Here is a 12,496-nt window from a genome sequence, read left to right as displayed (position 1 = left end):
GCCCAGCCTAGGCGCCTGCGCGGTGCGCGTCGCGGAGCCACATGAGGCACGACCGCCGCGCCCGGCCCACCACGACGCCGTCCTGGTTGCGTCCCGTGAGCTCCATGGTCACGATCCCCTGTCCCGGCCGCGAGGACGAGAGCCGCTTCTCGGTCACGACCGTGTCGGTGTAGAGGGTGTCGCCGTGGAAGAGGGGATGCGGGAACGCGACGTCGCCCAGACCCAGCTGGGCGACGATCGTGCCCTGGGTCAGCTGCGCGACCGACTGGCCGACCATCGTGGACAGCGTGAACATCGAGTTCACGAGCCGCTGCCCGAACGGCTGGCCCGCGCTCCACGCGGCGTCGAGGTGGAGCGCCTGGGTGTTCATGGTCAGGGTCGTGAACAGGACATTGTCCGCCTCCGTGACGGTCCGTCCGGGCCGGTGCGCGTAGACCACGCCTTCCTCGAGCTCGTCGTAGTACAGCCCCCGCTGCTCGACGACGCGTGGCGCGTTCTCGCCGCCGGCTGCGGGATCAGGGCTCGTTGTCATGGATCTCCACCTCGAGGTCCACTCCGGTCTTCGCCGCGACCTCGTCCTCGGTCACACCGGGGGCGAGCTCCCGCAGCACCAGCACGGAGCCGGCGCCGGGTTCCATCCCGGCGCCCACCCCGTCGCGCACGACGTCGATCACCGCCAGGTCGGTGATGATCCGGTCCACACAGCCGCGGCCGGTCAGGGGCAGCGTGCATTCTCGCAGGATCTTGGGGTTCCCGTTCCGGTCGGTGTGCTCCATCATGACGATGAGCCGCTTGGCGCCGAAGACGAGGTCCATCGCGCCGCCCATGCCCTTGACCATCTTGCCGGGGATCATCCAATTGGCGAGGTCCCCGGACTGGGAGACCTCCATGGCCCCCAGGACGGCCACGTCCACATGGCCGCCGCGGACCATCCCGAAGGAGGTGGCGGAGTCGAAGAACGCGGCGCCCTTGTTGACGGTGACGGTCTCCTTGCCCGCGTTGATGAGGTCCGGATCCACCTCGTCCTCATGGGGGTACCGTCCGGTGCCGAGGATGCCGTTCTCGGAGTGCAGGACCACCTCCACGCCCGCGGGGATGTAGTTGGGGATGAGCGTGGGCATCCCGATGCCCAGGTTCACGTACTGTCCGTTCCTCAGCTCCCGCGCCACGCGGGCGGCGAGCTCGTTGCGCGTCCAGGGCATGGTTCAGGACACCGTCCTCTTCTCGATCCTCTTCTCGCTGTGCGGGCTCCCCGCCGGGACGTGCACGATCCGCTGGACGAAGATGCCCGGCAGGTGGACGTGCTCGGGGTCGAGCTCTCCCGGCTCGACGAGCTCCTCGACCTCGGCGATCGTGATCCTCCCTGCCATGGCACAGAGCGGGTTGAAGTTCATGGCCGTCGCGTGGAACACGAGGTTGCCGTGGCGGTCGGCCTTCTGGGCGTGGACGAGCGCGAAGTCCGGGGTCAGCGACTCCTCCAGGACGTAGTCGGCCCCGTTGAACGCGCGCACCTCCTTCGGCGACGAGGCGAGCACGACGTTCCCCTCGGCGTCGTACCTCTGCGGGAGGCCGCCCTCGGCGACGAGGGTCCCTACACCGGCCGCCGTGAAGAACGCCGGGATGCCGGCCCCGCCCGCACGGAGCTTCTCCGCGAGGGTGCCCTGCGGGGTGAGGACCACCTCGAGCTCGCCGGCGAGGAACTGCCGCGCGAACTCCTTGTTCTCCCCCACGTAGGAGCTGATGGTCCGCCGGATGCGCCCGTCGGACAGGAGGATGCCGAGCCCCCAGTCGTCCACGCCGCAGTTGTTGCTGATCGTGGTGAGGTCCCTCGTGCCCTGGCGGTGCAGGGCGTCGATGAGCGCCACGGGGATGCCGCACAGGCCGAAGCCTCCGACGGCGAGCGACGCGCCGTCGCCGATGTCCGCGACCGCCTCCTCGGCGCTCGCCACCACTTTGTCGATCACGTGCCCCTCCTCGTTCCGTGTGAAGTCCGCAGTCCCCATCCAACGGCAGGCCCGCGGAGTTTGGCTAGAGGCCGATTCACAGCCCGAGCTCGCGCGCGATCAGCATGAGCTGGACCTCGGTGGTGCCCTCGCCGATCTCAAGGATCTTGGAGTCCCGGTAGTGCCTGGCCACGGCGGACTCGTTGATGAACCCGTAGCCGCCGAACACCTGGGTCGCGTCGCGCGCGTTGTCCATGGCTGCCTCTCCGGCGACCATCTTCGCGATCGCCGCGTGCGTCTTGAACGGCTTCCCGGCGAGCATCCGCGCCGCCGCGTCGTAGTACGCGAGCCGGGCCGTGTGCGCCCGCGCCTGCATGCGCGCGATCTTGAACTGGATCGCCTGGTAGGTGCCGATGTGGTGCCCGAATGCGCTGCGCTCCTTGGCGTACTTCACCGACAGGTCGACGCACCCCTGGGCGGCGCCTGTACCGAGGGCCGCAATCGCGATACGCCCCTCGTCGAGGGCGGTGAGGAAGTTGGCGTACCCGCGTCCCCGCTCGCCCAGGAGGTTCTCCTCGGGGACGCGCACGTCCTTGAACGAGAGGGGGTGGGTGTCCGAGGCGTTCCAGCCGACCTTGTTGTAGGCCTTCTCCGCCCGGAACCCGGGGGTTCCAGACGGGACGATGATCGTGGAGATCTCCTTCCGCGGGCTCCCGTCATCGCGGTGGCCCGTGCCGGTGACGGCTGTGACCGTCACGAAGCTCGTGATGTCCGTGCCCGAGTTCGTGATGAACTCCTTCGAGCCGTTGATGACCCACTGCTTCCCGTCCGGCCCGTCCTCGAGCCGCGCGGTCGTCTTCGTGCCCCCGGCGTCGGAGCCCGCCTCCGGTTCGGTCAGCCCGAAGCCGGCGAGCTTCTTCCCGGCAGCGAGGTCCGGGAGCCACGTCTGCTTCTGCTCCTCGGTGCCCCACTTGTAGATGGGCATCGCGCCGAGGGAGACGCCGGCCTCGAGCGTGATGGCGACGGACTGGTCCACCCTCCCCAGCTGCTCGAGCGCGAGGGCGAGGGCGAAGAAGTCCCCTCCCATGCCGCCGTACTCCTCGGGGAAGGGAAGACCGAACAGGCCCAGCTCCCCCATCTGCGCGATGACCTCGTAGGGGAAGCTGTGCTCCTCGTCGTGCTTCCCTGCCACGGGCGCGACCACCTCGTCGGCGAACTCGCGGACCGTGTCGCTGAGCTCCTTGTACTCGTCGGACAGCTGGAAGTCGACCATGGGGGGTCCTCCTGAGGGTGGTTGGCAGGCCTGTCAGCCAGCGGCGGGGATGATGGTGGCGACGACCTGGTCGGCCTTGACCAGGGCGCCCGGGGTCACGTGGAGCTGGACCGTTCCGGCGAGGGCGGCGACGAGCTGGTGCTCCATCTTCATGGCTTCGACCGCGACGAGGGGCTGGCCCTCCTCGACGCGCGCGCCCTGCTCGACCGCGACCGAGACGACCGTGCCGGGCATCGGCGTGCGGACCTCGGGATCCGCCTCGCCCTCGTGGCGGTGCACGGCCGCGCGCACCCGTTCGAGGCGGGAGGCCCGGCCCAAGGCCGGCAGCGCGACCGACCATCCCGCCTCACCGAGGAGGACGGTGCGCTCCCCCGTCGGTTCGCTCGCCTCCGCCCATGCGAAGCGGTGCTCCTCGCCGTCGAGGGCGAGCACGACGGCGCCCGGTCCGTCCGGGGCCAGGGTCGCCTTGCGCTCCGGGCCGCCGTCGAGGCGCACGGTGGAGGGCCCGACGCGCACCGTCGCGATGCCCCCGTCCGGAGTACCGAGGGTGACCCGCCGCGGCGCCGGGGCGCTGATCCGCCAGCCGTCCGGCGCCCACGGGCTTGCGCCTGCCGGGCCCGCGCCTGCGGGGCCGGCCGGGTCCTGCGCGGCGATAAGGGCGGCGGCGGCGTACTCCGGCTCGCCGGGCGCCCTGAAGACGAGGTGCTCGAGTCGGCGCTCGATGAGCGTCGTGTCAAGGTGGCCCGCGCGCACGTCGGGATCCGCGAGGAGGAGGCGCAGGTACTCGATGTTGGTCGCGACGCCGAGCACGGTGTAGTCGGCGAGCGCGGCGTCGAGGGCCGAGAGGGCCTCGGCCCGGTCGCGGCCCCACGCGATGCACTTGGACAGCATCGGGTCGTAGTCCGAGCCGATGGCGAGTCCCGTCAGGAGAGAGCTGTCCACGCGCACCCGGGCGCCGGCGTCGTGCGTGCCCGCCCGCACCGGCGCACCCTCCGGGTCAGCGGACCCGGGTTCGCGCAGCAGCTCGACGCGGCCGGTTGCCGGGAGGAACCCGCGTGCGGGGACCTCGGCATAGACGCGGGCCTCGATCGCGTGCCCGTCCAGGCGGACGTCGCCCTGGGCGATGGCCAGCGGCTCCCCAGCGGCGACCCGGAGCTGCTGCTCGACGAGATCGACCCCCGTGACCAGCTCGGTGACCGGGTGCTCGACCTGGAGCCGGGTATTCATCTCCATGAAGAAGAACTCGTCCGGGGCCTCGTCCGAGACGAGGAACTCGACCGTTCCCGCGCCGACGTACCCGACCGACCGCGCGGCGTCGCACGCGGCCGCCCCGATCCGCTCACGCGTCTGCGCGTCGAGGAGCGGGGACGGCGCCTCCTCGATGACCTTCTGGTGCCTCCGCTGGAGTGAGCACTCGCGCTCGCCCAGGTGGATCGTGGTGCCGTGGACGTCCGCGAGGACCTGGACCTCGATGTGCCGGGGCGCCCGGACAAGCCGCTCGAGCAGGAGCGTCCCATCCCCGAACGCCGCAGTCGCCACGCGTCGCGCGGCCGCGAGCGCGGAAGGGAGCTCGGGCGCGGACTCGACGACGGTCATGCCCTTGCCGCCGCCCCCTGCGGAGGGCTTGATGAGCAGCGGGTACCCCACGCCGCCGGCCTTCGCCACGAGGTCCGCGTCGGACAGGCCCGGCTCCGAGACCCCCGGGATGACCGGCACGCCGTAGCCCGCCACGTGGTTCTTGGCCCGGATCTTGTCCCCCATGACGGCCAGCGCCTCGACGCCGGGGCCGACGAAGACGATGCCGGCGTCCGCGAGCGCCTGCGCGAAGGCCGCATTCTCGCTCAGGAAGCCGTAGCCGGGGTGGACCGCCTCCGCGCCTGAGGCCCTGGCCGCCTCCACGATGGACGGAATGCTCAGGTAGCTCTGGGCCGCAGCCGCGGGACCGATGCGGACGGCCTCGTCGGCCTCGCGCACGTGGCGGGCCGCGGCGTCGGCGTCGCTGTACACCGCGACCGAGGCGATGCCGAGGCGCCGGAGCGTGCGAATCACGCGGCAGGCGATCTCACCGCGGTTGGCCACGAGGACCTTAGTGAAGGGGGTCACGCTGCGCTCACATCCTGAAGACGCCGAACGACGTCTCCGGCAGGGGGGACTGGGCGACGACGGCGAGGGCCATGCCGAGCACGCGGCGCGTGTCGGCCGGGTCGATGACGCCGTCGTCCCAGAGCCGGGCGGTCGAGTAGTAGGGGCTGCCCTGGGCCTCGTACTGGGCGCGGATGGGCGCCTTGAAGGCCTCCTCATCCGGGGCGGGCCAGTCCTCGCCCCGGGCCTCGAACTGGTCGCGCTTGACGGTCGCGAGGACGCTCGCGGCCTGGTTGCCACCCATGACCGAGATGCGGCTCGCGGGCCACATCCACAGGAACCTGGGCGAGTAGGCCCTGCCGCACATCGAGTAGTTGCCGGCGCCGAAGGAGCCTCCGATCACCACGGTCAGCTTGGGCACGCGGGTCGTGGCGACGGCCGTGACCATCTTGGCCCCGTGCTTCGCAATCCCTCCGTGCTCGTAGTCGCGGCCGACCATGAAGCCGGAGATGTTCTGCAGGAACACAAGTGGAGTCCCGCGCTGATCGCACAGCTCGATGAAGTGCGCGCCCTTCACGGCGGACTCGGAGAACAGCACCCCGTTGTTCGCCACGATGCCGACGGGGTGGCCGTGGATGTGCGCGAACCCTGTGACGAGCGTGGGGCCGTACTCCTTCTTGAACTCGTGGAACGCGCTCCCGTCCACGAGCCGCGCGATGACCTCATGCACGTCGTACTGGGCGTTGACGTCCGTCGGGACGGCCCCGTAGAGCTCCGACGCCTCAGCCTTGGGCTCGACGGCGGAACGCACCTCCCATGGCGGCGCGGCAGGCGGCGGGAGCGTCTCCACGATGCTGCGGACGATCTCGAGGGCGTGCTCGTCGTTGTCCGCGAGATGGTCCGCGACCCCGGAGACCTTCGCGTGGACGTCTCCCCCGCCGAGCTCCTCGGCCGTGACGATCTCCCCGATCGCGGCCTTCACGAGCGGTGGGCCGCCCAGGAAGATCGTGCCCTGGTTGCGCACGATCACGGTCTCGTCGCTCATGGCAGGCACGTACGCCCCGCCGGCGGTACAGGAGCCGAGGACGGCTGCGATCTGCGGGACCTTCGCCGCCGAGAGGCGGGCCTGGTTGTAGAAGATGCGGCCGAAGTGCTCTCGGTCTGGGAACACCTCGTCCTGCTTCGGCAGGAAGGCGCCGCCCGAGTCGACGAGGTAGACGCACGGGAGGCGGTTCTCGAGTGCGATCTCCTGGGCGCGCAGGTGCTTCTTGACAGTCATCGGGTAGTACGTGCCGCCCTTGACCGTCGCGTCGTTCGAGACCACCATGACGTGGCGGCCGTGCACGAGGCCGATGCCGGCGATGACCCCCGCTGCCGGGCACTCGCCGTCGTACATGCCGTCCGCCGCGAGGGGGGCGATCTCGAGGAACGGCGAGCCGTCGTCGAGCAGGACGTCGATGCGCTCACGCGGGAGCAGCTTGCCGCGCGCCACGTGCCGCTCGCGTGACCTCTCCGGGCCGCCGAGCGCGGCCGCTGCGAGGCGCTCGTGAAGCTCGGCGGCGAGAGCCCGCTGGGCGGCGTCGTTCTCGGCGAACCCGGCCGCTGCAGGGTCCAGCCGGCTGAGCAGGGTCTCCATTGAACCTCCGGTCCGACGAACTCGGTTAGTGACGGCTAACTGGATTCTAAGTTAATGTGGATTAACTGTGATGTCCAGCACAGGGTTCCCCTGAACCGCAGGAGTGACATGGGAGAGGCAGCCAGCCCGCGCATCCAGGCGAAGGCCGAGCGCCGCCGGGCGATCCTCGACGCTGCGGCCGGCCTGTTCTCTGCGCAGGGGTATGCGGGGGCCTCCCTCGAGGACCTCGGCGCCGCGGCCGGCGTGAGCGGCCCGGCCATCTACCGGCACTTCCCCGGGAAGCAGGCGGTGCTCGGGGCGCTGCTCGTGGGGGTCAGCGAGGAGCTCCTCGCGGGAGGCCGGCGCGTGGCCGGCGCGGAGCACGACGACGCCGCGCGGCTGGGTGCGCTGGTCGCCTTCCACGTGGACTTTGCGCTCACGCGGCCCGACGTGATCCGGGTGCAGGACCGGGACCTGGCCTCCCTCGCCGAGGGTGACCGCGAGCGCGTGCGGTCCCTCCAGCTCTCGTACGTGGACGTCTGGCGGGCGGCCCTCGCTCCGCTCCACCCCGACGAGGACCCCGCGCGGCTGCGCATGCGCGCCTTGGCGGTGTTCGGGCTCATCAACTCGACCCCGCACTCGGTGCGCCGGCACGGGGGGCGCGTCCCGGCGTCGTCCGCCCGCCGGCTCCTCGAGGCGATGGCCACGGCGGCCCTCAACGCCCCCGCGTGACGGGACCCCGCAACGTTCCGGCAGGGACCCCGCAACATCAACGGTCCGTTGCGGGGTCCCTGCCGTGCGCTTGCGGGGTCCCTGCCGTGCGCTTGCGGGGTCCCTGCCGGGCGATTGCGGGGGTCCCGTCCCGTCAGACCATGGTGATGACCAGGCCCGGGTCCGCGAGGATCGCACCGAGGTCCGCGAGGAAGCGGGACGCCTGTTCGCCGTCGACCAATCGGTGGTCGAAGGACAGCGAGAGCGTCATGACCTCGCGCAGCGCGACCTCGCCGTGGAACTCCCACGGCAGCCGGCGCACCTGGCCCATGGCGACGATCGCCGCCTCGCCCGGGTTGAGGATCGGCGTTCCGGCGTCGATCCCGAACACGCCGATGTTGGTGATCGAGATCGTCCCGCCGGAGAGCTCCTCGGGCGTGGGTCGGCCGTCCCGCGCGTTCTGCGCGAGCACGGCGATGGCCTCGGCGAGCTCCTGCAGCGTGAGGTCCTGCGCATCCTTGACGTTCGGCACGACGAGCCCGCGCGGCGTCGCCGCGGCGATGCCCAGGTTGACGTAGTGGTACTGGACGATCTCCTGCGCCGCCTCGTCCCAGTGGGAGTTGAGCGACGGATTCCGCTTCAGCGCCACGAGCACGGCCTTCGCCACGAGCGTGAGCGGCGTGACCTTCAGGCCGGAGTACGCGCGGTTCTCGCGCAGGCGTGCGAGCAGTTCCATCGACGCGGTGACGTCGACGGTCAGGAATTCGCTCGCGTGTGGCGCAGTGAACGCGCTGGCGACCATCGCAGCCGCCGTGAGCTTCCGCACGCCCTTGATCGGGGTTCGGGTCTCGCGCTCGCCCCGGCTCGGGCGCACGACGCCGGCCGCCTCCTGAGCGGCCTCGGCCCCCGCGTCGGGGGTTCCGGCCGCGGCGAGCACGTCGTCGCGGGTAATGAGCCCGTGGGTTCCGGTGCCGGTCAGCGATTCGAGGTCGATGCCGAGGTCCTTGGCGAGCTTCCTCACCGGCGGGGTGGAGCGTGGGCGCTCCGCCGCTCGAGGCTCCGGGGCTGCCTCCGGTTCCGGATCCGGCGCGTGTTCCTGCTCCGTTCGGCCGGGCTCGGCCGGCGCCGGCCGGGACGCCGCCCAGGCCCTCGCCTTCCGGACCGGTCGACCCGCATCCTCGATCGCGGCGCCGTACCCGACCAGGTTGGGCTCGCGCTTCGGCTTCGCCGCCGCTCCCTGGGAGCCCTCGGCGGTGGGCCGCTCCGCCTCGGCGGCGACCTCGAAGGCGACGATCGGCGTTCCCACCGCGACGACGGTGCCGGGCTCGGCCAGCAGCCGGGCCACCCGCCCCGAGTACGGGCTCGGCAGCTCGACCACGGCCTTGGCGGTCTCGACCTCGGCGATGACCTGGTTGAGCGAGACCGCGTCGCCCGGGGAGACACGCCAGGCCACGATCTCGGACTCGGTCAGCCCCTCCCCCAGGTCGGGGAGGCGGAACTCGCGGATCACCGTCTCGGCCACGGTCACTGGCCCTCCTCCAGCCCGCTGAGTGAGTTCGGCCGGCCGAGGGCGCGGTCGACCCCATCGAGGATCCGGTCGAGGTCGGGCAGATGGTGGTGCTCGATCTTCGAGTAGGGGTACGGGATGTCGAAGCCGGTCACCCGGACGGGGGCGTGCTCGAGGTGGTAGAAGCAGCGCTCCGTGATGCTCGCGGCGATCTCCGCGCCGAGCCCCCCGGACTCGCCCGCCTCATGGGCGACGACGAGCCGGCCCGTGCGCCGCACCGACGCCTCGAGCGTCGGGTAGTCCACGGGCGAGAGCGAGCGCAAGTCGATCACCTCCACGGACACCCTGTCGTCGGAGGCGGCCACCGCGGCATCGAGGCAGGTCTTGACGAGGGGCCCGTAGGCGACCAGCGTGACGTCGCCGCCCTCGGCCACGACCCGGGCCTGGCCCATCGACAGCCCGAGCGGCCCCTCGAGCCCGACCGACTCGTCGACCTCGCCCCGGTCGTGGTACCGCCGCTTGGGCTCGAAGAACACCACGGGGTCGTCGGAGGCGATGGCCTGCTGGACCATCGAGTACGCGTCCTGGGGATTGGACACGGCGACGACCCGCAGGCCCGACGTGTGCGTGAAGTACGCCTCGGGGGACTCCGAATGGTGCTCCGGGGAGCCGATGCCTCCGCCGAACGGGATGCGGATCGTCAGGGGCATCCTGACCATCCCCCGCGTCCGGTAGTGCAGCTTGGCGACCTGGGACACGATCTGGTCGAATGCCGGGTACACGAAGCCATCGAACTGGATCTCCACGACCGGCCGGTAGCCGCGGTACGCCATGCCGATCGCCGTGCCCATGATGCCTGCCTCGGCCAGCGGCGTGTCGATGACGCGGTGCGCGCCGAAGTCCTTCTGCAGCCCGTCGGTGATGCGGAAGACTCCCCCGAGCCGGCCGATGTCCTCGCCCATGAGGACGACCTTCGGGTCGCGCTCGAGGGCGCGGCGGAGGCCGGCGTTGAGGGCCTTGCCGAATGTCATCTCGGCCATGGTCAGGCTCCTTCCGCGGCGGGGCCGTGACCGGCGTCGAGCCCCGCGAGGTAGCGCTCGTAGTGGTCACGCTGGCGGTCCAGCCAGGAGTTCGGCTCGGCGTAGACGTGCTCGAACACCCCCTCGTGCGGGGGATCCGGCATGTGGATGGTCTCGTCGCGGAGGCGCGCGGCGACGTCGTCGGCCTTCGCGGCCACGCGCTCGCGGAGCGCGTCGTCGAGGATCCCCTGCGCCACCAGATAGGCCTCGAAGCGGGCGATCGGGTCGCGTTCCCTCCAGTCCTCGAGCTCGTTCGCGTCGCGGTAACGGGTCGGGTCGTCCGCGGTCGTGTGGGGGCCCATGCGGTAGGTGACCGCCTCGATGAAGGAGGGGCCATTGCCGCTGCGGGCCCGCTCAAGGGCCTCCCGCGTCGCGGCGAGGCACACGAGCACGTCGTTGCCGTCCACCCTGACGCTGGGGATGCCGAACCCCGGGGCGCGGTGGGCAATCGGCACGTGGGCCTGCAGGGCCACGGGCTCGGAGATGGCCCACTGGTTGTTCTGGCAGAAGAACACCACCGGCGCCTGGAAGCTGGCGGCGAAGACCATGGACTCGTTGACGTCGCCCTGGCTCGTCGCGCCGTCGCCGAAGTAGGTGATGGCCGCGGACTCCCCGCCGTCGAACTGGATGCCCATCGCGTACCCGGTGGCGTGGAGGGTCTGGGCGCCGATGATCACCTGGGTGGGAGCCATGTTGACAGCGAAGGGGTCCCAGCCCGCGTTCGCGTTGCCCCGCCAGACGCGCATCATGTCCGCCACCTCGACCCCCCGGCAGTACGCGACCGCGGTCTCGCGGTAGCTCGCGAAGACGAAGTCGTGCGGCCGCAGCGCACGGCCCGAGCCGATCTGCGCGGCCTCCTGCCCCAGGAACGGCGGCCAGAGCGCGAGCTCGCCCTGCCGCTGGAGGGACGTCGCCTCGGCGTCGATGCGCCGCACCACCACAAGGTCCTCGTACAGTCCCGCGAGGATCTCCTCGCCGTCCGGGCCGTCGACGTCGGCCAGGTACTTGTCGAAGCGCGCGTCGTGGGCGCGCCTGCCGTCCGCTGCCAGGAGCTGGACGGGTTGGCCGTCGGCTCCCGCGGTCATCTGGTACATCGACACGTTCTCTTCTCCACTGCTCGCCACTGCCGGTACACATCGCCGTCGGGGCGCGTCCGCCTCGAATTACTGTGACCATACTCACAAGGCACAGGGGGCACAACTGAACGGAGAAAACATGGGCAGGATGCACAATGCGAGGGCGAGCCGCCGTGCTAGCGTTGCGCAGCATGCACGTCGTTGACGCCACCGACGCCCGCATTCTGCGGGCCCTCGCCGAGGACCCGCGCCGCACCGTGGTGGCCCTCGCCCAACAGCTCGGGCTGTCCCGCAACACCGTCCAGGCCCGGCTCTCCCGCCTCGACGCCGGCCACGTGTTCCTCGGCTTCGACCGACGCATCAATCCGTCCTCGCTCGGGTACCCGCTGCTCGCCTTCATCACGGTCCACGTCCAGCAGCGCAAGCTGGCCTCCCTGACAGCGGAGATCGCGCGCATCCCGGAAGTGCTCGAGGGGCACGGGCTCACCGGCACGGCGGACCTGCTCCTGCGGGTGGTCGCGGTCGACGCCGAGGACCTCTTCCGCATCAACGGCAAGATCCTCGCGTGCGACGGGGTCGAGCGCACCGACACGGCCCTGGCCATGGGCGACCTCATACCATTCAGGATGGACCCGCTGCTCGAGCGGGGCCCGCGACCGCCCGCCTAGCGCCCAGGACACCGCCATGACCTTCCCTTCCCTGCCGAACCAGAGCCACGCCGGCCCTTCCCGGCCGCGTCAGCCCACCCAGCAGGAGCTGTGGAACGGCCCCGGCGGCGGGGCGCCGCGGGACCGGCGCTGGCTCTGGATCGGCCTCGGGGTGGGCGGCGGGGCGGTGGCACTCGCGGTGGCCGCGGCGGTCGTGCTCGCCCTGGTCGTGTTCAGCCCCGGCGCGGGGGTCAAGCGCGCCTCGGAGCAGATGAGCGAGGATCTCGCCGCGGGAAGGCTCGACGCCGCGCACGCCCAGTTCACGCCGGCCCTGAAGCAGAACCTCTCCGTCACGGATCTCAGGAGCAGGCTCACCGAGCTCGCCCTGGACGGCTCCTGCTCGGCCGACATCCAGCAGGCCGAGTCGCTTGCCCGGCCGGGGCAGCGGCCCCGCGGCACCGCCTCGGGTGTCCTCGTGTGCGGCAGCCGCGCCTTCGACCTCTCCTACGTGTGGGAGGGCGACCCGCTCCTCCTCGACGGGATCAAGATCCAGCCGCGGTGAC

The 12,496-nt window shown here is 71.4% G+C and carries 12 protein-coding genes; 3 read left to right on the top strand and 9 right to left on the bottom strand.

Going from position 1 to position 12,496, the window contains the following annotated elements; genetic code table 11:
• Nucleotides 1-7: 7 nt before the first annotated feature.
• From ABD298_RS11140 to ABD298_RS11115, 6 genes are all read right to left on the bottom strand, one after another.
• Nucleotides 8-532: a MaoC family dehydratase gene (locus tag ABD298_RS11140; RefSeq protein ID WP_344299746.1), complete on the bottom strand. Its 525-nt coding sequence runs from the start codon at nt 530-532 to the stop codon at nt 8-10.
• The gene (locus ABD298_RS11135) at nt 516-1,202 is read right to left on the bottom strand and encodes a CoA transferase subunit B (protein ID WP_344299745.1); all 687 of its coding nucleotides are present in this window, start codon (nt 1,200-1,202) and stop codon (nt 516-518) included. The genes ABD298_RS11140 and ABD298_RS11135 overlap by 17 nt, the downstream gene beginning before the upstream one ends.
• 3 nt (nt 1,203-1,205) lie before the next feature.
• On the bottom strand, nt 1,206-1,964 hold the full coding sequence (locus ABD298_RS11130; RefSeq protein WP_208712165.1) for a CoA transferase subunit A: 759 nt from the start codon (nt 1,962-1,964) through the stop codon (nt 1,206-1,208).
• Between the two features lie 76 nt (nt 1,965-2,040).
• Complete coding sequence (locus tag ABD298_RS11125) at nt 2,041-3,216, bottom strand: acyl-CoA dehydrogenase family protein (RefSeq protein ID WP_344299744.1); 1,176 nt, start codon at nt 3,214-3,216, stop codon at nt 2,041-2,043.
• A 33-nt stretch (nt 3,217-3,249) separates the two neighbouring features.
• Nucleotides 3,250-5,319, bottom strand: a complete 2,070-nt coding sequence (locus ABD298_RS11120) for an ATP-binding protein (protein ID WP_344299743.1) — start codon at nt 5,317-5,319, stop codon at nt 3,250-3,252.
• 7 nt (nt 5,320-5,326) lie between these two features.
• Nucleotides 5,327-6,934: a carboxyl transferase domain-containing protein gene (locus ABD298_RS11115; RefSeq protein WP_344299741.1), complete on the bottom strand. Its 1,608-nt coding sequence runs from the start codon at nt 6,932-6,934 to the stop codon at nt 5,327-5,329.
• A 108-nt stretch (nt 6,935-7,042) separates the two neighbouring features.
• Between ABD298_RS11115 and ABD298_RS11110 the strand changes: the two genes are divergently transcribed.
• Complete coding sequence (locus tag ABD298_RS11110) at nt 7,043-7,645, top strand: TetR/AcrR family transcriptional regulator (RefSeq protein WP_344299740.1); 603 nt, start codon at nt 7,043-7,045, stop codon at nt 7,643-7,645.
• A gap of 133 nt (nt 7,646-7,778) precedes the next feature.
• Here ABD298_RS11110 and ABD298_RS11105 read toward each other — a convergent pair whose 3' ends face one another.
• Genes ABD298_RS11105 through pdhA form a run of 3 tightly spaced genes read right to left on the bottom strand, consistent with a single transcriptional unit; the run spans nt 7,779 to nt 11,304 of the window.
• Entirely contained in the window at nt 7,779-9,146 is a 1,368-nt protein-coding gene (locus ABD298_RS11105; protein WP_344299805.1) for a dihydrolipoamide acetyltransferase family protein, read from the bottom strand.
• 2 nt (nt 9,147-9,148) lie between these two features.
• Nucleotides 9,149-10,171, bottom strand: a complete 1,023-nt coding sequence (locus ABD298_RS11100) for an alpha-ketoacid dehydrogenase subunit beta (RefSeq protein WP_344299739.1) — start codon at nt 10,169-10,171, stop codon at nt 9,149-9,151.
• A 2-nt stretch (nt 10,172-10,173) separates the two neighbouring features.
• Nucleotides 10,174-11,304 carry a pyruvate dehydrogenase (acetyl-transferring) E1 component subunit alpha gene (gene pdhA / locus ABD298_RS11095; RefSeq protein WP_344299804.1) on the bottom strand — a complete coding sequence of 377 codons (1,131 nt, stop codon included), beginning with the start codon at nt 11,302-11,304 and terminating at the stop codon, nt 10,174-10,176.
• Nucleotides 11,305-11,477: 173 nt separating this feature from the next.
• Between pdhA and ABD298_RS11090 the strand changes: the two genes are divergently transcribed.
• Both ABD298_RS11090 and ABD298_RS11085 read left to right on the top strand, forming a co-directional pair.
• On the top strand, nt 11,478-11,954 hold the full coding sequence (locus ABD298_RS11090; RefSeq protein WP_208712159.1) for an Lrp/AsnC family transcriptional regulator: 477 nt from the start codon (nt 11,478-11,480) through the stop codon (nt 11,952-11,954).
• A gap of 16 nt (nt 11,955-11,970) precedes the next feature.
• Nucleotides 11,971-12,495: a hypothetical protein gene (locus ABD298_RS11085; protein ID WP_344299738.1), complete on the top strand. Its 525-nt coding sequence runs from the start codon at nt 11,971-11,973 to the stop codon at nt 12,493-12,495.
• The last annotated feature ends 1 nt before the right edge of the window (nt 12,496 follow it).

The organism is Sinomonas flava, assembly GCF_039531875.1.
Taxonomy (GTDB): Bacteria; Actinomycetota; Actinomycetes; order Actinomycetales; family Micrococcaceae; genus Sinomonas; species Sinomonas flava.
This window is presented reverse-complemented; position numbering and strand designations above follow the sequence as displayed.

Bases quoted from the DNA above. Each gene is read 5' to 3' on its own strand.
- ABD298_RS11135 (WP_344299745.1), bottom strand. From the start codon at position 1,202: ATGCCCTGGACGCGCAACGAGCTCGCCGCCCGCGTGGCGCGGGAGCTG.
- ABD298_RS11100 (WP_344299739.1), bottom strand. From the start codon at position 10,171: ATGGCCGAGATGACATTCGGCAAGGCCCTCAACGCCGGCCTCCGCCGC.
- ABD298_RS11085 (WP_344299738.1), top strand. From the start codon at position 11,971: ATGACCTTCCCTTCCCTGCCGAACCAGAGCCACGCCGGCCCTTCCCGG.
- ABD298_RS11125 (WP_344299744.1), bottom strand. From the start codon at position 3,216: ATGGTCGACTTCCAGCTGTCCGACGAGTACAAGGAGCTCAGCGACACG.
- pdhA (WP_344299804.1), bottom strand. From the start codon at position 11,304: ATGTACCAGATGACCGCGGGAGCCGACGGCCAACCCGTCCAGCTCCTG.
- ABD298_RS11110 (WP_344299740.1), top strand. From the start codon at position 7,043: ATGGGAGAGGCAGCCAGCCCGCGCATCCAGGCGAAGGCCGAGCGCCGC.
- ABD298_RS11115 (WP_344299741.1), bottom strand. From the start codon at position 6,934: ATGGAGACCCTGCTCAGCCGGCTGGACCCTGCAGCGGCCGGGTTCGCC.
- ABD298_RS11140 (WP_344299746.1), bottom strand. From the start codon at position 532: ATGACAACGAGCCCTGATCCCGCAGCCGGCGGCGAGAACGCGCCACGC.
- ABD298_RS11090 (WP_208712159.1), top strand. From the start codon at position 11,478: ATGCACGTCGTTGACGCCACCGACGCCCGCATTCTGCGGGCCCTCGCC.